This is a genomic window from Bacillus sp. AR8-1 (assembly GCF_008042345.1).
In the GTDB taxonomy this organism is placed as follows: domain Bacteria; phylum Bacillota; class Bacilli; order Bacillales; family Bacillaceae_G; genus Bacillus_A; species Bacillus_A cereus.
This window is the reverse complement of the sequence record NZ_QNUB01000008.1, coordinates 97943-123539: the sequence shown is the minus strand read 5'-3', so window position 1 is coordinate 123539 and position 25597 is coordinate 97943. Positions and strand designations below refer to the sequence as shown.

The following is a 25597-nucleotide window of genomic DNA, read 5'->3' as shown; positions in this document are numbered from 1 at the left end:
ATTTAATATGCTTCGCAAACCTTTTTTTATTAGTCTAGTAAATAATTATTTATTGTTAAACGATAAATAATTATTGACTGTTAATGTTATTTTAGATAATATGATGTTAACGATTTAAGAAGAATTACATAAGTAGAGGAGAATGTGAAATGAAAAATAAATACGTAGTAGCTATTTCTTTCATGATTTTAGCGATTATTTCTTTAACTATACATGCTTCAAACAGTAAAGTAGGAGCGGATGGATTCCTTGAAGAACCTTTCTTTTTCCTAGTACCGATAAGTTATGTATTGTTCCTTAGTGGTATTGGTGTATTATTATTTGGATTTATTATTTCAAAGCTGAAAAAGGGCAATAGATAGGGACAAAATACTCACTATGAAATAGAAACATACCATATGGAAGAAAAAGAATAAGTGAGATGAATCATGATGAATCATCATTTTTATAATGGAAGACAAGTAGGGGCAGCTATTACACTGGCTGGGGCACAGGGGACAATTCATGCTGTGAATCAAGCTATTCAAATGCAACAACAAGCATATTTTGCACAAATGTTGCAAAGTCAGTATATGCCGTATTCACAACTTCCGATGCAAATTGTACATTACGATGTACATCCAGCTGGTTTATTTTCCATTCCATATGGCGGGACATATTTCTTATGAAAGAAAGCGACTCAATAGAGTCGCTTTTTTTATATTCCACCTAGCTTCATCCCAAGGAATGCGAAGAGGATACCGATTATGTAAGTAGCACTTAAATATAAAAGGAAGATGTACAGTTTTTTAAGATTGAGAAGCTGAACAGATTCTAATTTAAACGTAGAAAATGTAGTGAATGCGCCCATAAATCCAGTACCTAATAATAGTTTCCAGCCTGTAGTGACCCCGTTGCCAATTATATATCCAAGTAAAAACGCCCCTGTTATATTAATAAGGAATGTAGCAATTGGAAATTGTGTTTTATTTCTTTTCTTAAACCAATTGCTAATTGCAAATCGTGTAATCGCACCGAAAAATCCTCCTGTTGCGACTAATAAAGCTTCTATCATGAGTAATCACCTTCCGTAAGAGATTTCTTAATTAAGAAATCTCCAAGTATATAGCCAAGGCCAGACATAATGAGGCCACCAAGTATGCTACATGATACATATAAGAAGGCTATGCTCCACTCAGAATGATTGATCAATTGCACAGTTTCTACACTAAATGTTGAAAAAGTCGTAAAGGAACCGATGAATCCAGTTCCGATGCCTGTGATAACCTCTGAAGGTAAGATGTTTAGCCGAGCGATATAAGTAGTTAGCCATGCTAAGAAGAAGCAACCGATTAAGTTAATGAGTAATGTTGCCAATGGAAATGAATGATGCCAAAATGTGTTGATATTAAGACCTAAATAATAACGAGAAAGAGCTCCTAATATACCAGCAATGCCAACGATAATATAAATCAATTTTCTCACCTCTTTAAATAGCTTGCTCAAAAAAATAGACTCCTACCAGTATCCATACTGGTAGGAGTCATTAGCTAAGCAGCGTTTATGGCGAACTCCATCGCCTATGATTATTACATATAGTGTACTAAATATACCGTTTAATTTCCAGTGAGGAGGAGGGTGTAACTTTTCTTTTTTTGATGTCTGAAGGCTTTTTAAGTAATTAAAATGGGATCGATTACTTATCAACTAAATATAGTGATATAAGGTTTTAATTATGATAAAATGTTTCTTATGTGTGTCGTTTTGTTTTATTTGACTGAAAATAAAGAAAAATAAATTCGCGTGAAAAGGAGTCATTTATTTGAAGAAATTTTTTAAAATCGTATTTATATGTGTTTTAGTAGTAGCGGGCATTGTAGGAGGATTTCTAGCGTATATGACACTTACTAAAGAACAGCCTGCTGATGTTACAAGCTTGAAGGTGGAGAATAATAAGGAGCGCGTATTAGCGACTGGAAATGAATTTAAAGTTACAACATTTAATATTGGATATGCTGGGTTAGATAAGGATCAAGATTTCTTTATGGATGGTGGAAAGGGATCTGGTTCAAGTAGTAAAGAGCAAACGGAAACTAATTTAAAGAATATGCTTTCGTTTTTACAAAATGAGAATAGTGATTTTGCGCTATTACAAGAAGTTGATATAAAGTCACTTCGTTCATTTGATGTAAATGAACATGAATTTTTGAAAAAAGGATTACCTGATTATGTTTCGTCATTTGGCAAGAACTACGATACGAAATGGGTTCCAGTGCCAATAACAAATCCAATGGGCTATGCGGAGGCTGGATTAAGTACGTTTTCTAAATACACTGTTCAAGAAGCGAAGAGGTTCCAGCTTCCTGGAATGGAGCCTTGGCCAAAGCGTTTGTTTGATTTAGATCGAGCAATTGTGGAATATAAAATTCCTGTTAATAATGGAAAACATGTTAGACTCGTAAATTTACATTTGTCTGCTTATGATGAAGGCGGGAAAATTAGAAAACAGCAAGTAGAGTACTTAAAAGAATATATGAACAAGCATTATGAAAATGGTGATTACGTAATAATGGGCGGAGATTGGAATCAATTAGTTTCAAACGCTCAATTAAGTGATCCGAAGTTCGTGAAAGAGCGTCCTGAGTGGTTAGTAGAGTTACCGAAGGATTTTACGGACGGTGGCTTTAAGTGGGCTGTAGATCCGTCTGTTATGACTGTGAGAGATGATGTAAAGAAATATGTAGAAGGTGAAAATTTCGTCACTATTATTGATGGCTTTATCGTTTCACCGAATGTAGAGATTGTAAATGTACAAGGGAAAGATTTAAAGTTTGAAAATAGCGATCATAACCCAGTAAGTGCGGTATTTAAACTGAAGTAATTGATATGTATAAGTAGAAGGTGGGGCTTCATATGGAGTGGTTAAAGAGGACTTGTTTTTCTAACCTTGAGAAAGAATCACAGAAAAATCATTTATTACTGTTTATAACGATTTGTAGTTTCCTCCTTGGGATAATCGCGATTGGGTATTATGGATATATTTTTACAGAGAGAGCAATAGCGTTTTGGATTTGTGGTATTTCTGTCGTTGCATTTGGAACGCTTTTTACTTTTATAAAAAGTATGGAATCAGCGTATAAATATATCATGATATTTATGTTGCTTACAATGTCTTACATTATGGTACAAGCTTTTAATGAAAGCCCGGCTGTATTTCAAATGGTCTATTTTACATTAGCTGTTTCACTTATTTATTTAAGCGAGCGCCTCATTTTAATTATTGGCGGGGTAGCTGTTGTGATCACATTTATCCTTTGTAGCTATTGGCCGGAGCAATTTTTTGCTTATACAGCCTCATCTGAAGCTGCTAATTTCGCAAGTTTGTTAGCGATTGTAACAATCGCTATGTGGGGCGTCACGAAAATCGGTTCTAATCTGCTCCTTCGTTTAAGTGATGAGAAGCAAGAAGTAATGAGAAAAGCTCAGGAGTTAGAAGAGACGCAAAGACTTATTGAAGAAACAGTTGTGAAACTAGATAGTAATTTCAATCATTTAAGACAAAATATGAACACGTCGATGGAATCGATGAGTGAAATTAATTTTGCCTTTGAAGAGGTAGCAGTTGGTACGCAATCACAATCAGAAATGATGTATCGTTCGGTAGAAGTATTGAATGATATGGAGGGAAATATTGAACAAATTATATCTCAAGTAAGAACTGCATCGGCTCGTGTGGATAAAAGTTTAGAAATTTCAAAGGGTAGCGTACATACTTTAAGAAATTTTGAAGCTAACATGAGAAGTTTAAATGATGTTGTTTCACAGTCTGGAATTATATTTAGAGATTTAATGATGCAATCGAAACAAATTAATGAAATTGTAGATGTAATAACGAATATTTCAAGTCAGACGAGTTTGCTAGCTTTAAATGCAAATATTGAAGCTGCCAGGGCAGGCGAGCATGGAAAAGGTTTTGCTATTGTAGCGAGTGAAGTGTTAAAGCTTGCTGAAGAATCAAATCGTTCTGCGGGAAGAATTCAAGGGATTTTGAAGGAGTTTAGTAATCAAGCAAGTAAGGTAGAAGTGCAGGTAGAGAAGTCAGAAAGAGTACAAGAAGAGTGTAACGAAATGTTAGCAAGCGTTTTAACAAACGTAACTGATTTAGGGAAGTTTATTGATGCGATTAATAAAGTAATGCGAGAGGTTGTTGTTCATCAAGAAAGTTTCCAAGTTAAAACGACGAATATTGTAAAGGATGTTACGCATGCTTCTAACGTAATTCAGCAAACTTCTACAGCTACAGAAGAAGTGCTAGCGAGTGTGGAAGAAGAAAAACATCGAAATGATATATCGGTGAAGACGTTACATACTGTTAGCGAGCAAGTGAAGTTACTAGAAGATATTCTAGAAAAGTAATATTTCTTGAAAAGGGCACACCATGTGTGCTCTTTTTTCATTTAAATAAATACTTGATAGTAATTTAATTGCTTTTCTGCGCGTTTTCTGCCAAGCTTAAGGAGATAAAGTGAGACTAATACCTACTGATTATTAGTTGAACCTCGCAAATAGCGGGATAAAATACTTCAAAGAAAGAATTATATAGGTGACGAATATGATTGAAGTTAAGACTTCTGAACTTAGTGATGGAGAATTTAATAGAGGTGTATTTGCAACTCGTGATATTAAAAAGGGTGAGTTGATTCACTCAGCACCAGTTATCTCTTATCCGAATGAACAGCATGAACACATTGAAAAAACGTTACTTGCTGACTACGCATTTGAGTATGGGGTAAATCATACGGCATTCCTGTTAGGATACGGCATGTTATTTAATCATGCATATAATCCGAATGCAACGTATGAAATTGTCTTCGAGAATCATACTTTTAACTTCTTCGCGTATAAGGATATAAAAGCGGGAGAAGAAATTTTAATCAATTATAATGGTGAAGTGGATGACGATGAGCTATTATGGTTTGATAAGGAAACAGAAGAGAACGAAAAATAATTTAATGAGTATAGAAAGAGCACATTCTGTGGAATGTGCTCTTTTTTCATTGATGTAAATAAAGTAAAAAGTACAAAAAAATACCACTTTCTTTTTGTATGGTATAGTAAGATACTGAGGGATAGTGTTTTGAAAAAGTCACATATTTTACAAATTGTTGTCTTTCTGATGACATGTCAAGTTTAGTAGTCCATTTGGGTTGCTTTATTATGCAATATATATTTTAATATGAGTGGCACCTCTTATAAATTAAGAGGTTTATAGGTGTCTCGAATTGATTTTGGGTACACTGTATCCACCACTTTAGGTTCTTTCATGTACGTGGGGATATTATGGGCCCGTATAACGGGATAAAATGAATATAGAAATAGAGGAATCGTAAAATGAATATGCAAGAGGTTTATAAATATTTAAGTACGGTATTGCCTGAAGGACATGTTAAACAAGATGAAATGTTAAAGAATCATACGCATATTAAAGTTGGCGGAAAAGCAGATGTTTTCGTTGCGCCTACAAATTATGATGAAATTCAAGAAGTTATCAAATATGCGAACGAATATAATATTCCAGTTACGTTTTTAGGAAATGGATCGAATGTCATTATTAAAGATGGTGGAATTCGCGGGATTACAGTAAGTTTAATTCATATTACAGGTGTTACTGTAACAGGAACGACGATTGTAGCACAGTGTGGCGCAGCAATTATTGATGTATCACGTATTGCTTTAGACCATAACTTAACGGGTCTTGAGTTTGCTTGTGGTATTCCAGGTTCAGTTGGCGGAGCATTATATATGAATGCTGGTGCATATGGCGGTGAAGTATCGTTTGTATTAACAGAAGCTGTCGTAATGACAGGTGATGGAGAGCTACGTACTTTGACGAAAGAAGCATTTGAATTTGGATATCGTAAGAGTGTATTTGCGAACAACCATTACATTATTCTTGAAGCGAGATTTGAACTTGAAGAAGGTGTACGTAAAGAAATTAAAGCAAAAATGGATGATTTAACGTTTAAGCGTGAGTCAAAACAGCCTCTAGAATACCCTTCTTGTGGTAGCGTATTTAAGCGTCCACCAAATAACTTTGCTGGTAAGTTGATTCAAGACTCAGGACTACAAGGTAAGCGAATTGGTGGAGTAGAAGTTTCTTTAAAACATGCTGGATTTATGGTGAATGTTGATAACGGAACAGCACAAGATTACATCGATTTAATTCACTTCGTACAAAAGACAGTTGAAGAGAAATTTGGCGTGAAGTTAGAGCGAGAAGTAAGGATTATTGGAGAAGATAAGGAATAACGAAATACGTATGAAGATATGAATTATTTTAAAATAATATTTGGGTATTGTTGACAATTTGTTTTCAATTCAATATAATGCTAATAATTTAACAAATAACATACGTTGAAAGAGCCCAGTAGCAGTTTGTCACTGTTAACGAGAGAGCTAGGGGTTGCTGGAACCTAGCACAAACAAACTTGCGAATTACACTCTGGAGTATCTTAGGTAATGCTAAGCGGACTAGCAATCGATATTATTGCTAAGAGTGGTATGAGTAGCTATGCTATTTATGCAAACTGGGTGGTAACACGGTGAATAATCGTCCCTATGTCTATCGTAGACATAGGGGCTTTTTTGTTTTTAAAAAATAAAGGGGATGACAAAAAATGAATATTATTGATGAATTAGAATGGCGTGGCGCCGTTAATCAGCAGACTGACGAAGAAGGCTTACGTAAGCTAGTAGAAGAGAAAAAGATTTCACTATACTGCGGAGTTGATCCGACTGGTGATAGTATGCATATCGGACATTTGATTCCGTTTATGATGATGAAGAGATTCCAATTAGCTGGCCATCATCCTGTTATTTTAATTGGCGGGGCAACAGGAACAATTGGTGATCCGAGTGGACGACAATCGGAGCGTCAACTTCAAACGTTAGAAGTGGTTCAGCATAATGTAGATGCGTTAACAGCGCAAATGAAAAAGCTATTTGATTTTGGCGGAAATAGCGAAGTGAAGATGGTAAATAACTATGATTGGACACATGAAATAAATATTATTGAGTTTTTACGTGATTACGGGAAAAACTTTAGCATCAATAGCATGTTAGCGAAGGATATTGTAGCAAGCCGTTTAGATACAGGTATTTCTTTCACAGAATTCACATACCAAATTTTGCAAGCAATGGATTTCCATCATTTATACACGAAAGAGGATGTTCAACTTCAAATTGGTGGTAGTGACCAATGGGGAAATATTACGAGTGGTTTAGATTTAATTCGTAAGTTAGAAGGTCATGAGGCGAAAGTATTCGGATTAACGATTCCGTTATTATTAAAATCGGACGGTACGAAGTTTGGTAAATCAGCAGGTGGTGCGGTTTGGCTTGATCCCGAAAAAACGACACCGTTTGAATTTTACCAGTTCTGGGTAAATACAGATGACCGTGACGTAATTAAATACTTGAAATACTTTACGTTCTTAACGAAAGAGCGTATTGATGAATTAGCAGCGAAGGTAGAAGCGGAACCTCATAAACGTGAAGCGCAAAAAGTGTTAGCGGAAGAAATGACGAAATTCGTTCATGGAGAAGAGGCATTATTACAAGCTGAGAAGATTACAGCAGCGTTATTTAGCGGGGATATTAAATCGTTAACAGCTGATGAAATTGAACAAGGCTTTAAAGAAATGCCAACGTTCCAGTCTTCAAAAGAGACGAAAAACATCGTAGAGTGGCTAGTCGATTTAGGAATTGAACCATCTAGACGCCAAGCACGCGAAGACATTAATAATGGTGCGATTTCTATGAATGGTGAGAAAGTAACAGATGTGGGTACGGATGTTACTGTAGAAAATTCATTTGATGGAAGATTTATTATTATTCGTAAAGGGAAGAAGAACTACAGCCTTGTGAAGTTAGGCGAATAGTTTGTGTGAAAGGATGGGAGTAGGAAGAATACTTCCATCTTTTCGTATACACAATTTGGACATAAAATAATCAGTAAATTTAGATAATTAAAAGGGTTATATTATTCTTCTGCCGAATAAATAAGTTAGAGAAAATTACGGATAAAAATAGCCCGAACCATGCTGGGCATGATTCGGGCTTATATTCAGATTAGTAAGCTAAGCTGAATAGACCTTTAATGTGTGATAAGTAACGAACGTTACTTGCTTCTTTCATTAATGATGCTGGTAAGCCTTTAAGTGGAGTATTGCTTGCTCCAATTGTAGCAACCGCATCTTTACGTCCTAGACTAGCAAGTGTTCCAGAGTTTACAGGTGCGAACTCTTCGAATGCTTTGCCTTCTAGTGCTGCGTATAAGTTGTATCCAATTAACTCACCCATTTGCCAAGCGATTTGTGCAGTTGGTGGGTATGGACGTCCGTCTGGAGCGAAGACAACTGCGCTGTCTCCAGCAACGAATACGTCTTTGTGAGAAGTAGATTGTAGGTATGCATCAACTGTTGCACGTCCACGGTTAACTTCAAGACCTGATTCACCGATTAATGGGTTACCTTGTACGCCGCCTGTCCAAACGAATGTGTTAGCAACAAGTTTTTGACCGTCTTTTAAGTCGATTTCATTGCCAGCAACGTTTGTTACAGGAAGACCAGTTAAGAATGTAACGCCGCGTGCTTCTAGGCTAGTAGTTGCACGTTCGATTAAGTGGTCTGGTAATACTGGAAGGATCTTTGGACCTGCTTCAACAAGAAGAAGTTTAACTTCTTTTGGATTTACGCCGTGGCTTTTTGCAAGTTTAGGCATAATGTCAGCAAGCTCACCAACTAGCTCAACGCCAGTTAATCCGCCACCACCGATTACGATTGTAGCATCAGCTTCGTTTTTCGTTTTCGCGTATTCACGAATACGGTCTTCAACGTGTTTGTAGATTTTGTTTGCATCAGCAGCAGATTTTAATACCATGCTGTTTTCTTCTAGTCCTGGAATACCGAAGTAAGCAGTTTTACTTCCTAAAGCAACTACAAGTGCATCGTAAGATAAAGTAGTGCCACCAGCTAGTTTGATTTCTTTGCTATCAACTGAGAATGACTCAACTGTTGCAATTTTAAGATCGATATCTTTACCTTTGAAAAGCTTTGTAAGTGGCATTGCAATTGCTTGCTCAGACACGTTACCAGCTGCTAGGCGGTGTAATTCAGTGATGATTTGGTGTGTTGGGTATTGGTTAATCACTGTAACTTGTGCTTCTGATTTGCTGTAATATTTACGTACGTTTAAAGCGGCAAGAAGACCGCCATAACCAGCGCCTAAGATGACAATTTGTTTTGACATAGTATGATATCCCCCGTCTTTACTAATTGTTGTTATAAGTTAAATTATTTATTGTTACGTTCTGCACTAATTTGAAGATATGCGTTCACAAAGCGGAACATTTTTTGTGCTTGTGGATCTTTTAGTAATTTTAACAGACCGAATAGGCCGATAACTTCGTTGCTTTCGTCAGCACGATCTTTCGCTTCGATTGCAGTTGCAGCCATGCTTTTCACTGTATCTTTTACAGGTTCTACAAGCTCTGTAATTGCACCAACAGTGTCGCTTTTTAATACTTCATCAGTAGCAACAGTTTGAGCGAAGTCATAAGACTTAGTTAAAATGTTAACAAGCTCAGTTAATTTTGGAAGCTGTTCTACTAGTGTTGTTAATGATTCTTGTACCTCAGGTTTTAACAACTGATCAAGTACATCAAGTTGTCCTTGGCTAGCAGAAATTTGTACAGTTTCTTGTTCTGGCTTTGTTTGAGTCATAGTTTCTGGCATCTCCAATTCTCCTTTACGATAGCAATACTCTTATTTTTTATAAGTAAGATAGTAAACGTTTACGAAACTTTATGCAAAGTTTCACAAAACACAATAAAATGCCTTTAAATTTATGACAGCAAGTAAGCTGCAAACATAAATCTAAAACCATAACGTCTTACTTATTATTTATGAACTGTCCGATATATGGCTTGTCCGCATAATGGAAAAGCTCCGTTACCGGAAAGTGTATATAATATATATCCTATATTATATACTATATACACCTATGTTAACATAAAAATGATTCCTAATTATTTGATATTGAGTGTATAACGTAGTGCTGACAAGGTATGAAAGCGTATAAAATATTTTGTTTCAGTTAGAAATGTACATATATATATAGAAAAAAAGGAAAAAACGAACAAATTCATGTTCGTTTTTTCCTTTTTCCTATTATTCACCTTCTGCAATTAGCATCGATGTGTTACCTTCTTTTTCAAGATGGCATTCGCCCCAAGAACAAAGAGAGTCAAGAATGGATTCTAAAGACCAACCGTAGTCGGTAAGAGAATATTCTACTTTCGGTGGGACTTGGTTGTATACTTTTCTTTGAATGACCCCGTCGTCTTCTAATTCACGTAATTGCTGCGTTAACATTTTTTGTGTAATACCAGGCATTGAGCGTTTTAATTCACTCGTTCTCTTTGTACCTTTCGTTAAGTGACAAAGAATAACAACTTTCCATTTGCCGCCGATAACTTCTAAAGTCGCCTCTACAGGAATATTGTATTTCTTCATATGAACCCCTCCCTTTTTGAGTAAAGTAAGTTTAATAATACAAATGTTACTTTTTAGTACCTATAGCACTTTAAAGTACGTACTTTTTATTATGTTAAATATGTTTCATAATAGCACATGTAAGAGGCAAATGAGTAGTACGGTACCAAAAAGTGACTATGTTACTTTTTAGTGCCTATCGTACTTTAAAGTGCGTTCTTCAAAAAAGGAATGAAACCATTCATAATAGCATTTGTAAGTATGAAATATATTTTTTAGAAGATAAAAGGGCCTTTTTATCATACTATTATGATTGGATTTCTTGTAATAAGGAGGAATTCAATTGAGTTCATATACAGTACCATCTTCGGAAGCTCAGACGAATCGAAGAAGTATGTTTGCTTTATTAGCGCTAGCAATTAGTGCGTTTGGGATTGGTACGACCGAGTTTATTAGTGTCGGTTTACTACCATCTATTTCAAAAGATTTAAATGTTTCGGTTACAACAGCCGGTTTAACGGTTTCCTTATATGCGTTAGGAGCAGCGGTAGGAGCTCCTGTTTTAACAGCGTTAACGGCTAGTATGTCGCGAAAGACATTATTAATGTGGATTATGGTTATTTTCATTATTGGTAATGGCATTGCGGCGGTAGCAACAAGCTTCACTGTATTAATTATCGCAAGAATTGTATCTGCGTTTGCACATGGTGTGTTTATGTCAATTGGATCTACAATTGCAGCTGCAATCGTACCAGAGAATAAACGTGCTAGCGCAATTGCGATTATGTTTACTGGATTAACAGTTGCGACTATTACTGGTGTGCCAATTGGAACATTTATCGGTCAAGAGTTTGGCTGGAGAGCGTCATTTATGGCGATTGTCGTAATTGGAATTATTGCTTTCATCGCAAACAGTATACTCGTCCCATCTAATTTAAAAAATGGTGTACCTGTATCGTTTCGTGATCAATTTAAATTAATTAAAAATGGAAGACTATTACTTGTTTTCATTATTACTGCACTTGGATACGGTGGTACATTCGTAACATTTACGTATTTATCACCCCTATTACAAGAAGTAACAGGATTTGAAGCAAGTATCGTTACTATCATTTTATTAGTGTATGGAATCGCCATTGCGATAGGGAATATGGTTGGCGGGAAATTATCGAATCATAATCCGATTCGAGCGCTATTTTACATGTTCTTTATTCAAGCGATCATATTATTTGTTTTAACATTTACAGCGCCATTTAAAGTAGCTGGATTAATCACAATTATTTTCATGGGACTATTCGCATTTATGAATGTTCCAGGGCTACAAGTATATGTAGTTATATTGGCAGAGCGCTTTGTTCCAAGTGCGGTTGATGTTGCTTCAGCAATTAATATTGCCGCATTTAACGGAGGAATCGCTTTAGGTTCTTATATAGGTGGCCTCGTAACGAATTCGTTAGGATTAATCCATACTGCTTGGGTAGGCGGTCTTATGGTAGTAGGTGCTGTGATTTTAACAGCATGGAGCATGACATTAGAAAAAAGAGATCAAGTAAAATAAAAGGAGCGAAAATAAAATGAAAAACTTACAAAGTAAAACAGTATTAAATAATGGTGTAGAAATGCCTTGGTTCGGTTTAGGTGTATTTAAAGTAGAAGAAGGACCAGAACTTGTAGAAGCTGTAAAATCAGCGATTAAAGCAGGATACCGTAGCATCGATACAGCTGCAATTTACGGAAATGAAAAAGCTGTAGGTGAAGGAATCCGTGCAGGTATTGAAGCGACTGGTATTTCAAGAGAAGAATTATTTATCACTTCAAAAGTATGGAACGCAGATCAAGGATATGAAGAAACAATTGCTGCATACGAAGAGAGCTTAAAGAAATTAGAATTAGATTATTTAGACCTATACCTTGTTCACTGGCCTGTAGAAGGAAAATATAAAGATACGTGGAGAGCGCTAGAAACACTTTATAAAGAAGATCGCGTACGTGCAATTGGCGTAAGTAACTTCCAAATTCATCACTTACAAGATGTAATGAAAGATGCAGAAATTAAGCCAATGATTAACCAAGTAGAATATCACCCTCGTTTAACACAAAAAGAATTACAAGCTTTCTGTAAAGAACAAGGTATTCAAATGGAAGCATGGTCACCACTTATGCAAGGTCAATTATTAGATAATGAAACGTTACAAGAAATTGCTGAGAAACACGGTAAAACAACAGCACAAGTGATTTTACGTTGGGATCTTCAAAACGGAGTAATTACAATTCCAAAATCAACGAAAGAACACCGCATTATTGCAAATGCTGATGTATTTAACTTTGAATTAACAAAAGAAGACATGGAAAAAATCGATGCGTTAAACCAAAATCACCGCGTTGGTCCAGATCCTGATAACTTCGATTTCTAAGATTAAAGTAAGAAAGAAAAAAGAGTGCTTTTATGCGCTCTTTTTTTTGCATAAAAATATTTTCTAATTAAATACTACTTAGTATTAAGTTTGTTATTAAGGGGCTGTAAACATGAATATAAAGCAATCGTTCAAACTTTTAGCTATGTTTTTAAGTGTCTTATTTGTATTATTCCCACTTCAAAAAGCATTCGCAGAAGTTATGGATCATACAAAGTATGAAATGAATTGGAGTTATAGTAAGTCAAAGAAGAAACCAATTCGAACAGAACTTATTAAAACGGCAGATGGAAAAATTGCATTTTGCTTAAATGTAGATTTAAAATCTCCGAGTGGTCAAGATTTACCAGAAATGGGTAAAGTGGATATTAATGTGTACCGTGTACTGTTGAATGGATATCCACAAAAGAGCCCACAAGAATTAGGAGTATCTGATTGGAGAGAGGCGCATTACGCAACGCAGCTTGCAGTATGGAATGCGTTAAAACAAATTGATGTTAATGATTTAGATTTCCGAAATAAAAATGTAGAGAAAGTAACAAAAGATATCGTTGCAAAAGCAAATGCTAGCGAAGAGCTACAAGAAATTACGATGAGTGTAACTCCTACAGAAGAACAAGAAGCAGTATTAAAAAATGATTTCTTTGAAACAGGTTTATATACGGTAGAAACAAATGCAAAAAGCGGAACGTATAAAGTGCAAGCAACAGGTGCACCAGCGGGCGTGAAATTTGCAAATGAAAAAGGCGAAACAAAAACAGAATTTAATGTAGGAGAGAAGTTCCGCATTTTAATTCCGAAACAAACGCCAGCTGGTGGATTTAGCTTTAAAGTATCAGGAAATTTAACGAAACTACAAGGAATTGCGCATAAAGGTACACCGACTATTCAAAATGCAGTAGTATTACTTGAGCGTAGTGAAGAAAAAACAAGTCCAGAGTTAGCGGTAAGTTGGAAAAAGGCTGAGGCTCCAAATAAACCAAATAAGCCATATACTCCAAATGAACCGCATAAACCGAATCAATATAAAAGGTAAGGATGAAAGCATTGGTGTTAACCAATGCTTTTTATATATGAGTTTTAAAGTTATATCAAAATAATTATTTACTATATAAAACGCTGTTTTAATGATAGGAAAACTATTTAGAAATAACAAAATATAATAAAATCTAAACGTAACGATTAATAGATTAAATTCACAAAATTGTAACATTATTCTAATTGAAAAGTCTATCAAACAAAGTGTAAAGCGTGTACAATTCATTTGGAAAAACTACCTATAGATGGTCATATATGAAGAAAATGTAAGATGATATTGTTGTTTTTATTTTTAGATGTATAGATGACAAGACTAAAATATATCATTTACTATACCCTTTTTATGTAGAAAGAGAACTCATCACACGAGGAAAGAAGTTAGGAGGATACAGTACATCAAAATTTTATAATATAAGAAAGCGAATACATAGGAAGAAATGCGGTAGCAATTGATATAGGTGCGCGAAGTGTTAGCCTATTCATTACATGTTTTTATAAAAATAATAGGATTTCTTATTAAACGAATATATAGGGTAGTTTCTTTAAATAAAGGAACAGGGGACACAGATTATGTCGAAGAAAAAGACGAGTAGGGTATTAGTAGCTGGTGCTTGTTTAGTTACGTTATTAACGCCATATGGACTTGAAGTACCTAAGGTGTATGCAGAGATGACGATGGAAGATAAGGAGAAAGAGCAAGAAGAGCGAGTGTATCAATTGCTGCCAAAAGGTAATGTAGAAGAGATGCGTGAGTTGCATCAGCGTCGAATGAGTTTTTCTCCTTATGAACCAACGGGCATTTATGTAAAGCCGGGTGAAGAAGTAGTTATTCAAGTAGAAGGGACTCAACAGATTAAAGCTTATATTGGTACATATTCTTATGAAAAAGAAGAACCTAAACAATTCAATTTAAATCCTGGTGAGAATAAAATTTCTTCTTCAAATGGGGGACTATTATACTTTTATAATTATCACAACACAGGAGAAGTAGTCGCTAAAGTGAAAAAAGGTGGTACAACAAATCCTTTATTTATTTTAGGAAAGCATACGACAAAAGATTGGAAACGTATGTTGGCAGAGAATCCTGATCCATATGCAATAGAAATGAAGGGAGAAAATAGTTTATTAACTATGCATCCTGAGACTGTAGCGGAGCATTTAAAACAAGAAGATCCAGCTGCGTTATTAAAGAAACACGATGAAATAATTAATATAGAACATAAGATATCAGGTTTATCAAAAGGTGGTGTGGGTGTTGCGAATCAAGGTAAACATTCCATTCATTTTGTTGAAGACTGGTATACGGACAATTATATGTATGCGACTTATTATCGAACAGCTTATAGTAAAGGGAATTTAGGGCCAGTACTAAATCTAGAAGAGTTAACTAATGATGGATGGGGGCCTTGGCATGAAGTGGGACATCAACATCAACAGAATACTTGGTTATGGGATGGACTTGGAGAAGTAACCGTTAATATTTATTCTTTGGCAGTTCAAACTACATTCGGGCATAAAACAAGGTTAGAGCAAGAGGGGCGCTATGAAGCTGCATTTGCTTATTTAGGTAAACCAGATGCACAAGAAAAGATGGATGTATTTGAGAAATTAGTTATGTTTTGGCAGTTACATTTAGCTTATGGGGAACAATTCTATCCGAATTTACATCAAATGTATCGTTTGTTACATGACACAGAACTGCCTAAATCTGATGAAGAGAAAAAGCAGATGTTTATTTATATGACGTCAAAAGTGGCAGGACAAAATTTAATTCCTTTCTTTGATAAATGGGGATTATTTGCAAATGATGCTACGAGAGAAAAGATTGAAAAATTAAATTTACCAAAATTAGAAAAAGAAATATGGTTATCTACAGATAGCAATCCAATTCGTGAAAAACAAACTGAGTTATATGAAGTTCCATATGGCGAGCCAAATAATGAAAAAATACAAAATGTAGTAATCGGTACTACACATGATGAGAAAAAAGCAAAGGAACTTGTACAGAATTTAGGAGAAGGTGTAAAGACAACAGGTGTGATTATGCAAGATAAGCCTGAAGTTGGAGAAAAAACTGTAAAAGTAGAAATTGTAGATGGAAAAGGAAATAAGAATTTCATTCCAGTTGTAGTGAATGTTGGATATGGGGATAGCCTACTTGTATATGGATTGAAATATACCGGGGAGGGAGACTTGAAGTCAACCGTAACTCTACACCATGGTACAAAAAAATTTAGTGCAACAGATACAAAAAATTTAATTCACGATTATTTTCAAGATGAGAAGTATTTTGAATTTACACTGTACGATAAAGAGGGAAAAAAGAAGAAAAATATAGCGGTAAAAGGGTTGGAGAATACAGAAGCTTTTGCCAAGGAAGTAAATGGATTAGCATTTGAATATGGAGATGTGGTGAAAGTATATCATGCAGAATCTTCACGCTTACATTGGTATCAAAAGGGTTTATATGTGGGAGAAGGAAAAAATAAAGAAATAAAAGAATTATTCTTCAAAATTACTGAAAATGGATTTGAGAGATTAAAAACATTGCAAGAAGTAACAGCAAAGCCACAAACAGTAGTAGTCGGAACAGAAGTAGAAAAGCTAGAAGCGAAAAACTTTGTTGAAGTGAAAGACGGAGAGGTAATTGGCTTTGTAGAAAAGCCAACTACAACGAAAATCGGAAAACAAACAGCCAAAGTAGAAACGAAAGATCGTTTTGGAAATAACCAAGTAACAGAAGTACCATTAGAAGTGGTTTATGGAGATAGCATTGCATATGCAGGATATAACAATGATATTGCTTCAGTGGTAACGTTAAAGCATGATGAGAAGAAATTCCATGTGACTGATATGAATAGCCAGATTCATAAGTATTTTAATAAAGAGCTATACATGGGAATCACGTTATATGATGGAGAAGGAAAAGAGAAAAAACGTGTAACAGCAGAAGGACAAGAAACTTCAAAAAACTTTGCAGAACAAGTGAATGGTACGCAGTTTGAGTATGGAGATGTAGTGAAAGTATTCCATGCAGAACCAGATCGTTTGAAATGGTATCAAAATAATACTCTTACTGGTCAAGGTAAGAAAAAAGGAACAAAAGAACTATTCTTCAAAGTGACAGAAAAAGGTTTCGAGAAAATGGATATGTTGCAAGAAGTAACAGCAGTACCACAAAAAGTAGTTATTGGAACTGACGTTGAAAAATTAGAAGCAAAAGATTTTGTTCAAGTGAAAGATGGAGAAGTAATTGGATTTGTAGAAAAACCAATTACGACAAAAATCGGTGAACAAAAAATAAAAGTGGAAACGAAAGATAGCTTTGGAAATAAGCAAGTGACGGAAGTTCTCCTGGAAGTAACATATGGAGATAGCTTACTTGTATATGGGTTAAGCTATGGTGGTGACGATATGAAATCAATTGTAACGTTACATCATGATGCGAAAAAAATGAGTGCGACGGATACGAGTAATTTGATTCATGATTATTTTGGAGATGAGAAGTATTTTGCATTCACTCTGTACAACAGAGAGGGAAAAGAGAAGAAAAATATAGAGATAAAAGGGCTGGAGAGTACAGAAGCTTTTGCTAAGGAAATAAACGGACTAGCGTTTGAATATGGAGATGTGGTGAAAGTGTATCATGCTGAATCTTCACGCTTACACTGGTACAAAAAAGGTGTATATGCGGGAGAAGGAAAGAATAAAGAGATAAAGGAACTAGTCTTCAAAATTACTGAAAACGGCTTTGAAAGAATGGAAGCTAAGCAAGAAGTAACAACTGTACCGCAAAAAGTAGTAATCGGAACAAACGCTGATAAATTAGATGCAAAAAACTTTGTTCAAGTAAAAGACGGAGAAGTAATTGGTTTTGTAGAAAAACCGGATACAACAAAAATTGGTGAACAAAAAGCAAAAGTAGAAACGAAAGATAGCTTTGGGAATAAGAAAGTGACAGAAGTATCTGTGGAAGTTACATATGGAGATAGCATAGTATATCAAGGTGTGTCGAATGTAACACGTTCAATTGTTACGTTAAACCACGCTGAAAAGAAATTACATGCAACATTTACAAATGAGGAGATTCATTATCGCTTTGTAAATGAGCAGTATATAGGCCTTACGATTTATGATCAAAATGAAAATGAGAAAAAGCATGTAACGGCAGAAGGACAAGAGACTTCAAAGAATTTTGCTGGGCAAGTAAATGGAACGGCATTTGAGTATGGAGATGTGCTGAAAGTATACCATGCGGAACCGAGTCGTTTGAATTGGTACAAAAAGAATGAGTTAGTTAAAAAAGAGGATGCGATGAAGGGGCAAGAAATATTCTTTAAGATTACTCAAAATGGATTAGAGCAAGTGCAATAATAAGAAAAAGCTCGTAAAACATAATGTTTTACGAGCTTTTTTTATTATTCAGCTTCAGAAACTACTGTGAAGCGTTCGTTTACATGTTTTGGGTTTTCGATTTCATCAAGTGCTGCAACTGCGAAGTCTTCGTAACTTACGTAGCTATCACCTTTTGCGTTCACAAGAAGATTGTCTTTGCCAGCTTTGTAAGAACCAGTACGTTTTCCTAATGCAAATAGTGCAGAAGGGCTGATGAATGTCCAAGTAATATCGTTTGTTTGTTGTAAGATTTCTAAGTTTTTACCTTGGTTTTGAGCTGTTGCAAGGTATTCGCCTGGGAAACCTGGTGTCTCAAATACACGTGTTGTTTTTTCTTCGTCTACAAATAAGCTTCCGGCGCCACCAACTACAAGTAATTTTGTATTAGGTGTACCTTTCATAGCTTCAATTAGTACGTTTCCTGCATCTACGTGAAGGTGTTCTTGTCCTGCTGGAGCGCCAAATGCATTTACAACTACGTCGAATGCTTGTAGGTCGTTAGATGTAAGAGAAAATACGTCTTTTTCTAAAACTTTTACGTTTTCTTCTGTAATTTTTGCAGCGTTTCTTACGATTGCAGTTACTTCATGTCCACGATCTAATGCTTCTTTTAAAATACGACTTCCTGCTTTACCAGTTGCTCCGATAATTCCGATTTTCATAATAAATCCCTCCAAAGTGTTTTGTTAAATTGTATATCTGAAAGTGAATGAATGTATTGTAATTAAGTTTGTTACAACCTGTTGTAATTATTATAGTTACAGGTTGGTGTTTTTGTCAATGGGGTAGTTTGTAGATTTATTTTTTGTTTTAGTATGCACAGTTAGAGGGAGGAGAGTCATAAAGATATTGTTACTTCGCGCTTGGCTAATATTTGGAAATTGCAAATTGTCGAAAAATGTTGATTTTTGAATGTTTTTTAAATATAATTCGTTTTATGGAGAAAAGGAGGGGTTAATTGTATGAATATTTTGGAACAATTCGTTTCATCAACGAATACGATTCTTTGGTCATATATTCTTATTGCAATGTTAATTGGTTTAGGGCTTTATTTTTCTATTAAATTAAAATTCGTACAACTTACTCATTTAGGGGAAATGATTCGTTTAATGAGTGATGGACTAACTGGCAAGACACGTAAAAAGGGCAGCGTATCATCGTTCCAAGCATTTTGTATGAGTTCTGCAGCTCGTATTGGTATCGGGAACTTAGCTGGTGTAGCGTTAGCTATTTCTATGGGAGGACCTGGAGCTGTATTTTGGATGTGGGTTATTGCGATTATCGGTGCGTCTTCAAGTTTCGTAGAAAGTACGCTTGCGCAAATTTATAAAATAAAAGATGGCAGTGGCTTCCGCGGTGGTCCTGCTTATTATATGGAAAAAGGTTTAAATAAACGTTGGATGGGGATTTGGTTCTCTGTTCTGATTACAATTAGTTACGGTTTAATTTTCAACTCAGTACAAGCAAATACAGTAACATTAGCGTTTGAAAATGCATTTGGCTTAGAGCGTTATATTGTTGGTATTGTATTAGCTGCATTAGTTGGGGTTATTATTTTTGGTGGTGTAAAAAGTATTGCACGTATGTCGGAAATGATTGTTCCGCCAATGGCGCTTATTTATATTGCAGTAGCTATTTTTGTTGTCATTAAAAACTTCTATTTAATACCAGATGTGTTTACGGAAATCTTTAAAGGTGCATTCGGTTTAGATTCAGCTGTAGGTGGCGGTATCGGTGCTGCGATGAAATATGGTATTCAGCGCGGATTATTTGCGAACGAAGCAGGTATGGGTAGTGCGCCGAACGCGGCGGCAACAGCTGATGTAACGCATCCAGCGAAACAAGGTTTTATTCAAACAATTGGAGTATTAGTAGATACATTCTTAGTATGTACATCAACAGCGTTTATCGTACTATGTTCTGGTGCATATAAAGCAACGAATTTAGAAGGTATTGAATTAACACAAAATGCATTAAGTTCACAAATTGGCCCATGGGCGAGCAGTTTCTTAGCGATTATTATTTTCTTATTTGCATTTAGTTCACTTCTAGGAAACTACTATTATGGTGAAACAAATATTGAATTCATTAAGCAAAGTAAAACGTGGTTAACAATTTACCGTATTGCGGTAGTTGGAATGGTATTATTCGGTTCTGTTGCGACGCTTCAAGTTGTATGGAATATGGCAGACTTATTTATGGGTCTAATGGTAATCACGAACTTAATTGCGATTACACTTCTTGGCCGATTTGCGTATGCAGCATTAGCAGACTATGTAAGGCAAAAGAAACAAGGGAAAGATCCAGTCTTCAGTGCAGATTCTATTCCTGGTTTAACGAATACAGAGTGCTGGGATAAGTCAGCGGTAACAGATAAAGAAAAAGCAGTGTAATTGAAAAGGCGAGCATCGAGGTAAATTCGATGCTCGCCTTTTTTGTTGTAGTAAATGATGAAAAGGGTGAGAGGTAATTATCAATATAACTTTTTTTGTTTGTTTCTCTCGTTATTTATGGGGAACGTACTATTTTAAAAGTATGACTGGTCGAAGAGGATAAGTGATTGAGTATTGGATAAATGCATGTAATAGCTATATTTTTATGAAAAAAACACGTATGTTAATATGGTTAACATACTCATGTCATAAAACCTTACATAAAGTTCTTGATTACTTAAAGTTTTTAGAATATAATTTTCTTATTGTTAGGAAGAGGGGGCAATACAAATATGGATTTTTTAGCTAGGGTAATTGGGGATGTAAATAATATCCTTTGGTCATATGTCATTATTGCGATGTTAATTGGGTTAGGGCTCTATTTTTCATTTCGTGTGAAATTTGTCCAAGTTCGTTACTTCGGTGAAATGATTCGTTTGCTTGGGGATGGAGCAAGCTCGAAAACGAGGAAAGCGCAAAAAGAGAAGAGCGGCGTATCATCATTCCAAGCGTTTTGTATGAGTACAGCTTCTCGTGTAGGTACTGGTAACTTAGCTGGTGTAGCTATTGCGATCTCAGCAGGTGGTCCAGGAGCAGTATTTTGGATGTGGTTAATTGCGGTAATTGGGGGTGCTTCTGCATTTGTAGAGAGTACATTAGCGCAAATTTATAAAGTAAAAGATGGGAATGCATTCCGTGGGGGCCCAGCGTATTATATGGAAAAGGGTTTAAATAAGCGCTGGCTTGGAGCTATTTTCTCTGTATTAATAACAGTAAGTTTCGGATTAATTTTTAACGCTGTACAGTCTAATACTGTAGCAGCTGCTTTTGATGGTGCATTTAAAACAGATAGCAGATTGGTAGGTCTTGTTATGGCTGGTTTACTTGCAGTTATTATTTTCGGTGGGGTAAAACGAATTGCTCGCGCGGTTGAAATGATTGTTCCAGTAATGGCAATTATTTATGTAGCAGTGGCATTATTCGTTGTTGTAACAAACATTACGGCAATTCCATATGTATTTAAAGAAATTTTCTTACATGCTTTCGGAATTAAAGAAGTAGTAGGCGGAGGATTAGGAGCTGCGATTTTATTAGGGGTAAAACGTGGGTTATTCTCAAATGAAGCAGGTATGGGTAGTGCGCCAAACGCAGCAGCGACTGCAAACGTAACGCACCCAGTTAAACAAGGTTTCATTCAAACTTTAGGGGTATTTACTGATACATTATTAATTTGTAGTTGTACAGCATTTATTATTCTTTTATCAGATGTGCATAATGCAGCTGATTTAAATGGAATTCAATTAACGCAGCAGGCGTTAAGTCAACATATCGGTCCATGGGCTTCTATATTTGTAGCAGTTGCGATCTTCTTGTTTGCATTTAGTTCATTAGTAGGTAACTACTACTATGGTGAAACAAATATTGAGTTCTTAAATGGAAGTAAAGTGTTATTAAATGCATACCGCATTGCTGTACTTGGTATGGTTATGCTAGGATCTGTAGCGACAATTCAAATCGTTTGGGATTTAGCAGATTTATTTATGGGAATTATGGCTGTTATTAACTTAGTAGCAATTGTATTCCTTTCTAAGTACGCTTTCGCAGCGTTATCAGATTATATTAAGCAAAAGAAACAAGGGAAAGATCCAGTCTTTTATGCGGAGTCTATTCCAGGTTTGAACAATACAGAGTGTTGGGATAAGCCAGCGGTAGCTGATAAAGAAAAAGCAGTATAATGAGGTGAGCATCAAGTGAAACTTGATGCTCATTTTTTGTTGGTCCAGCTATTTGTGTGAAGTGAAAATCCTGCTCATTAAAGTTTCGCTTTATAATGAAAAAGACGAACATTAATGAATGTTTCATAATAAAATGTATTTTTTTAAGAAAAGTGCGGATATGAGTTGTGATTTGTGTTAGAATGGAAAATGCCTTTGAAATAAGAGGTTTTATGATCTTTCCTATCCGATTGAAGGTTTTGGAGGAGAAATGGAAAGTTCGGATTATTTCTTGTTTCGAATGGTCAGACGTTCAACGTTAATGAAGAGTTAAATGGAGGATTTTATTAATGAAGTTTGTTATGTTCCTTGTAGGATTACTCGTTGTATTTGTACTCGGTTTTCTTATAAGTGCCGATCGAAAGAAGATTAAGTATAAACCAATCGCAATTATGCTTATTATTCAGCTAGTATTATCTTATTTCTTATTAAATACACAAGTTGGTTATATTTTAGTAAAAGGAATTTCAGATGGATTTGGCGCACTTCTTGGATATGCGGAAGCTGGAATCGTTTTCGTATTTGGTGGTCTGGTTAATAAAGGAGAGGTTTCATTCTTCTTAACAGCGCTATTACCAATCGTATTCTTTGCGGTTTTAATCGGAATTCTGCAACACTTTAAAATTTTACCGATATTTATTCGTGCTATTGGTACGTTGTTAAGTAAAGTAAATGGTCTAGGAAAACTAGAATCATATAATGCAGTAGCAGCTGCCATTGTTGGACAAGCAGAAGTATTTATTACAGTAAAAGATCAATTAAGTAAAATCCCAAAACATCGTTTATATACATTATGTGCATCTTCAATGTCGACAGTGTCGATGTCAATCGTTGGTTCTTATATGAAAATGATCGAACCGAAATATGTAGTAACAGCACTTGTATTAAATTTATTTAGTGGTTTCATTATCATTCATATTATTAACCCGTACGATATTACAGAAGAAGAAGATACACTGAAATTAGAAAATAAGAAAAAACAATCATTCTTTGAAATGCTGAGCGAGTACATTATGCTTGGTTTCACGATTGCGATTACAGTAGCAGCTATGTTACTCGGTTTCGTAGCATTAATTACAGCAATCAATAGCTTGTTTGATACAATGTTCGGTATTACATTCCAAGCTATTTTAGGATATATTTTCTCACCATTAGCATTCGTAATGGGCATCCCGCAAGCAGAAATGGTAACAGCGGGACAAATTATGGCAACAAAATTAGTATCAAACGAGTTTGTTGCGATGCTTGACCTTGGAAAAGTAGCTGGTGATTTATCGGCTCGTACGGTTGGTATTCTTTCTGTATTCCTTGTATCATTTGCGAACTTCTCATCTATCGGAATTATCGCAGGTGCAACGAAAGGTATCGATGAAAATCAATCAAATGTTGTATCATCATTCGGTTTACGCCTTGTGTACGGTGCGACGTTAGTAAGTATTCTATCAGCGATTATCGTTGGTGTTATGTTATAAAAAAAGGATGGCTCTAGCTCATAGCTAGGGCTATTTTTTTTATGGTAAGTTTGCATGAAAAAACCAATTAATTAGGAATATATTAACATATAAAAATCTTTTAAAATTTATATTGCATTTCACCTAGATAACGCTTACAATTTGATTTGTAGGTGGTATCAATTTCAGACTTTCAAGTATGGTAGGAGAGAAGAAGCTACCTTTTATAAATTGTAATTTATGTAAACGCTTACTGATTTTAGATGACAGTTGAATAGTTTTAGGGGTTTTAAATTTTTTTAACAACAATGGTCAGACGTCATTCGTTATACGTTATACGACCAATAACTCTTGGGAGAAGTGGGGGATTCACATATGAAAATAGTAATGTTTCTAGTCGGTTTACTTGTAGTGTTTGTACTAGGTTTCCTTATCAGTTCAGATCGTAAGAAGATTAAATATAAACCAATTGCACTTATGCTTGTTATTCAATTGGTACTTGCGTATTTCTTACTAAATACAAAGGTCGGATTTGTATTAGTAAAAGGGATCGCAGATGGATTTGGTTCTATTTTAAAATTTGCGGAAGCTGGGGTTAATTTCGTATTTGGTGGTCTAGCAAACGATGGACAAGCACCATTCTTCTTAACAGTATTATTACCGATTATTTTCTTAGCAGTATTAATCGGGATCCTGCAACATATTAAAGTTTTACCGATTATCATTCGTGCAGTCGGTTTCCTATTAAGTAAAGTTAACGGTTTAGGAAAACTAGAATCATATAATGCGGTAGCAGCTGCAATCGTTGGTCAAGGGGAAGTATTCATTACAGTAAAAGATCAACTAAGCAAATTACCGAAAAATCGTTTATACACACTTTGTGCATCTTCAATGTCTACAGTATCGATGTCAATTGTCGGTTCTTATATGAAAATGATTGATCCAAAATATGTAGTAACAGCACTTGTATTAAACTTATTTAGTGGATTCATTATTGTTCATATTATTAATCCATATGAAGTAAAAGAAGAAGACGATATTTTAGAATTACAAGAAGACAAGAAACAAACATTCTTTGAAATGTTAGGCGAATATATTATGCTTGGTTTCTCTATCGCTGTAACAGTAGCGGCGATGTTAATCGGTTTCGTAGCATTAATTACAGCAATTAATGGTGTATTCGATTCAATTTTCGGAATCACATTCCAAAGCATTTTAGGATACATCTTCTCACCATTAGCATTCGTAATGGGTATTCCAACATCAGAGATGTTACAAGCAGGACAAATTATGGCAACAAAATTAGTAACGAACGAATTCGTTGCAATGCTTGACCTTGGAAAAGTAGCTGGCGATTTATCAGCTCGTACAGTAGGTATTTTATCTATCTTCCTTGTATCATTTGCGAACTTCTCATCTATCGGAATTATCGCAGGTGCAACGAAGAGTATCGATGGCAAACAAGCAAACGTTGTATCATCATTCGGTTTAAAACTTGTATACGGTGCAACGTTAGTAAGTATATTATCAGCGATTATCGTTGGGGTTATGCTTTAATAA

At 35.3% G+C, this 25597-nt stretch carries 21 protein-coding genes, 1 riboswitch and 1 other annotated feature; of the genes, 15 read left to right on the top strand and 6 right to left on the bottom strand.

Annotation, left to right across the window (positions count from 1 at the left end):
• The first annotated feature begins 149 nt into the window (after positions 1 to 149).
• Both DN400_RS04370 and DN400_RS04365 read left to right on the top strand, forming a co-directional pair.
• A complete protein-coding gene (locus tag DN400_RS04370) occupies positions 150 to 362 on the top strand; it encodes a DUF3955 domain-containing protein (protein ID WP_065229535.1) in 213 nt (70 codons plus the stop codon).
• 66 nt (positions 363 to 428) lie between these two features.
• A complete protein-coding gene (locus tag DN400_RS04365; RefSeq protein WP_000980931.1) occupies positions 429 to 668 on the top strand; it encodes a DUF3947 family protein in 240 nt (79 codons plus the stop codon).
• A 29-nt stretch (positions 669 to 697) separates the two neighbouring features.
• Here DN400_RS04365 and crcB (DN400_RS04360) read toward each other — a convergent pair whose 3' ends face one another.
• Together crcB (DN400_RS04360) and crcB (DN400_RS04355) are read right to left on the bottom strand one after the other, a co-directional pair.
• Complete coding sequence (gene crcB / locus DN400_RS04360; protein ID WP_065229534.1) at positions 698 to 1054, bottom strand: fluoride efflux transporter CrcB; 357 nt, start codon at positions 1052 to 1054, stop codon at positions 698 to 700.
• The gene (gene crcB, locus DN400_RS04355) at positions 1051 to 1455 is read right to left on the bottom strand and encodes a fluoride efflux transporter CrcB (RefSeq protein ID WP_044783105.1); all 405 of its coding nucleotides are present in this window, start codon (positions 1453 to 1455) and stop codon (positions 1051 to 1053) included. Before crcB (DN400_RS04355) ends, crcB (DN400_RS04360) begins: the two co-directional genes overlap by 4 nt.
• A gap of 54 nt (positions 1456 to 1509) precedes the next feature.
• Positions 1510 to 1569, bottom strand: a riboswitch (Fluoride riboswitch).
• 232 nt (positions 1570 to 1801) lie between these two features.
• On the opposite strand from crcB (DN400_RS04355), the gene DN400_RS04350 reads away from it, so the two are divergent.
• From DN400_RS04350 to tyrS, 5 genes are all read left to right on the top strand, one after another.
• Positions 1802 to 2860 (top strand): endonuclease/exonuclease/phosphatase family protein, encoded by a 1059-nt coding sequence (locus DN400_RS04350; protein WP_000713106.1) that lies wholly within the window; start codon positions 1802 to 1804, stop codon positions 2858 to 2860.
• A 32-nt stretch (positions 2861 to 2892) separates the two neighbouring features.
• On the top strand, positions 2893 to 4395 hold the full coding sequence (locus DN400_RS04345; RefSeq protein ID WP_147801558.1) for a DUF4077 domain-containing protein: 1503 nt from the start codon (positions 2893 to 2895) through the stop codon (positions 4393 to 4395).
• Between the two features lie 196 nt (positions 4396 to 4591).
• A complete protein-coding gene (locus tag DN400_RS04340) occupies positions 4592 to 4987 on the top strand; it encodes an SET domain-containing protein (protein WP_147801557.1) in 396 nt (131 codons plus the stop codon).
• Positions 4988 to 5370: 383 nt separating this feature from the next.
• Positions 5371 to 6288: a UDP-N-acetylmuramate dehydrogenase gene (gene murB, locus DN400_RS04335; protein WP_147801556.1), complete on the top strand. Its 918-nt coding sequence runs from the start codon at positions 5371 to 5373 to the stop codon at positions 6286 to 6288.
• Positions 6289 to 6384: 96 nt separating this feature from the next.
• Positions 6385 to 6600: a binding site (T-box leader), on the top strand.
• A gap of 56 nt (positions 6601 to 6656) precedes the next feature.
• Positions 6657 to 7919 carry a tyrosine--tRNA ligase gene (tyrS, locus tag DN400_RS04330; RefSeq protein WP_016513209.1) on the top strand — a complete coding sequence of 421 codons (1263 nt, stop codon included), beginning with the start codon at positions 6657 to 6659 and terminating at the stop codon, positions 7917 to 7919.
• 190 nt (positions 7920 to 8109) lie between these two features.
• Here tyrS and DN400_RS04325 read toward each other — a convergent pair whose 3' ends face one another.
• The 3 genes from DN400_RS04325 to DN400_RS04315 form a co-directional block, all read right to left on the bottom strand.
• Positions 8110 to 9288 (bottom strand): NAD(P)/FAD-dependent oxidoreductase, encoded by a 1179-nt coding sequence (locus tag DN400_RS04325; protein ID WP_000043198.1) that lies wholly within the window; start codon positions 9286 to 9288, stop codon positions 8110 to 8112.
• Positions 9289 to 9332: 44 nt separating this feature from the next.
• A complete protein-coding gene (locus DN400_RS04320; protein WP_001115309.1) occupies positions 9333 to 9773 on the bottom strand; it encodes a DUF1641 domain-containing protein in 441 nt (146 codons plus the stop codon).
• Between the two features lie 435 nt (positions 9774 to 10208).
• Entirely contained in the window at positions 10209 to 10553 is a 345-nt protein-coding gene (locus DN400_RS04315) for a winged helix-turn-helix transcriptional regulator (protein WP_000760481.1), read from the bottom strand.
• Positions 10554 to 10926: 373 nt separating this feature from the next.
• On the opposite strand from DN400_RS04315, the gene DN400_RS04310 reads away from it, so the two are divergent.
• From DN400_RS04310 to DN400_RS04295, 4 genes are all read left to right on the top strand, one after another.
• Complete coding sequence (locus DN400_RS04310; protein WP_179953499.1) at positions 10927 to 12090, top strand: MFS transporter; 1164 nt, start codon at positions 10927 to 10929, stop codon at positions 12088 to 12090.
• Between the two features lie 16 nt (positions 12091 to 12106).
• The gene (locus tag DN400_RS04305; protein ID WP_065229531.1) at positions 12107 to 12946 is read left to right on the top strand and encodes an aldo/keto reductase; all 840 of its coding nucleotides are present in this window, start codon (positions 12107 to 12109) and stop codon (positions 12944 to 12946) included.
• 112 nt (positions 12947 to 13058) lie between these two features.
• The gene (locus tag DN400_RS04300) at positions 13059 to 13982 is read left to right on the top strand and encodes a thioester domain-containing protein (RefSeq protein ID WP_001022533.1); all 924 of its coding nucleotides are present in this window, start codon (positions 13059 to 13061) and stop codon (positions 13980 to 13982) included.
• Positions 13983 to 14554: 572 nt separating this feature from the next.
• Positions 14555 to 18358: a putative mucin/carbohydrate-binding domain-containing protein gene (locus tag DN400_RS04295; RefSeq protein ID WP_098907517.1), complete on the top strand. Its 3804-nt coding sequence runs from the start codon at positions 14555 to 14557 to the stop codon at positions 18356 to 18358.
• A gap of 44 nt (positions 18359 to 18402) precedes the next feature.
• On the opposite strand, the gene DN400_RS04290 is transcribed toward DN400_RS04295, so the two are convergent.
• A complete protein-coding gene (locus tag DN400_RS04290; protein ID WP_000689909.1) occupies positions 18403 to 19041 on the bottom strand; it encodes an NAD(P)-dependent oxidoreductase in 639 nt (212 codons plus the stop codon).
• A 300-nt stretch (positions 19042 to 19341) separates the two neighbouring features.
• Between DN400_RS04290 and DN400_RS04285 the strand changes: the two genes are divergently transcribed.
• The 4 genes from DN400_RS04285 to DN400_RS04270 all read left to right on the top strand — a co-directional run bounded on the left by DN400_RS04285 (position 19342) and on the right by DN400_RS04270 (position 25594).
• Positions 19342 to 20772, top strand: coding sequence for an alanine/glycine:cation symporter family protein (locus DN400_RS04285; protein ID WP_001022954.1), 1431 nt, complete (start codon positions 19342 to 19344; stop codon positions 20770 to 20772).
• Between the two features lie 332 nt (positions 20773 to 21104).
• On the top strand, positions 21105 to 22547 hold the full coding sequence (locus DN400_RS04280) for an alanine/glycine:cation symporter family protein (protein WP_063538002.1): 1443 nt from the start codon (positions 21105 to 21107) through the stop codon (positions 22545 to 22547).
• Between the two features lie 329 nt (positions 22548 to 22876).
• Positions 22877 to 24058 carry a NupC/NupG family nucleoside CNT transporter gene (locus tag DN400_RS04275; protein ID WP_000673847.1) on the top strand — a complete coding sequence of 394 codons (1182 nt, stop codon included), beginning with the start codon at positions 22877 to 22879 and terminating at the stop codon, positions 24056 to 24058.
• Between the two features lie 354 nt (positions 24059 to 24412).
• Entirely contained in the window at positions 24413 to 25594 is a 1182-nt protein-coding gene (locus tag DN400_RS04270; RefSeq protein ID WP_000706853.1) for a NupC/NupG family nucleoside CNT transporter, read from the top strand.
• Positions 25595 to 25597: the final 3 nt, after the last annotated feature.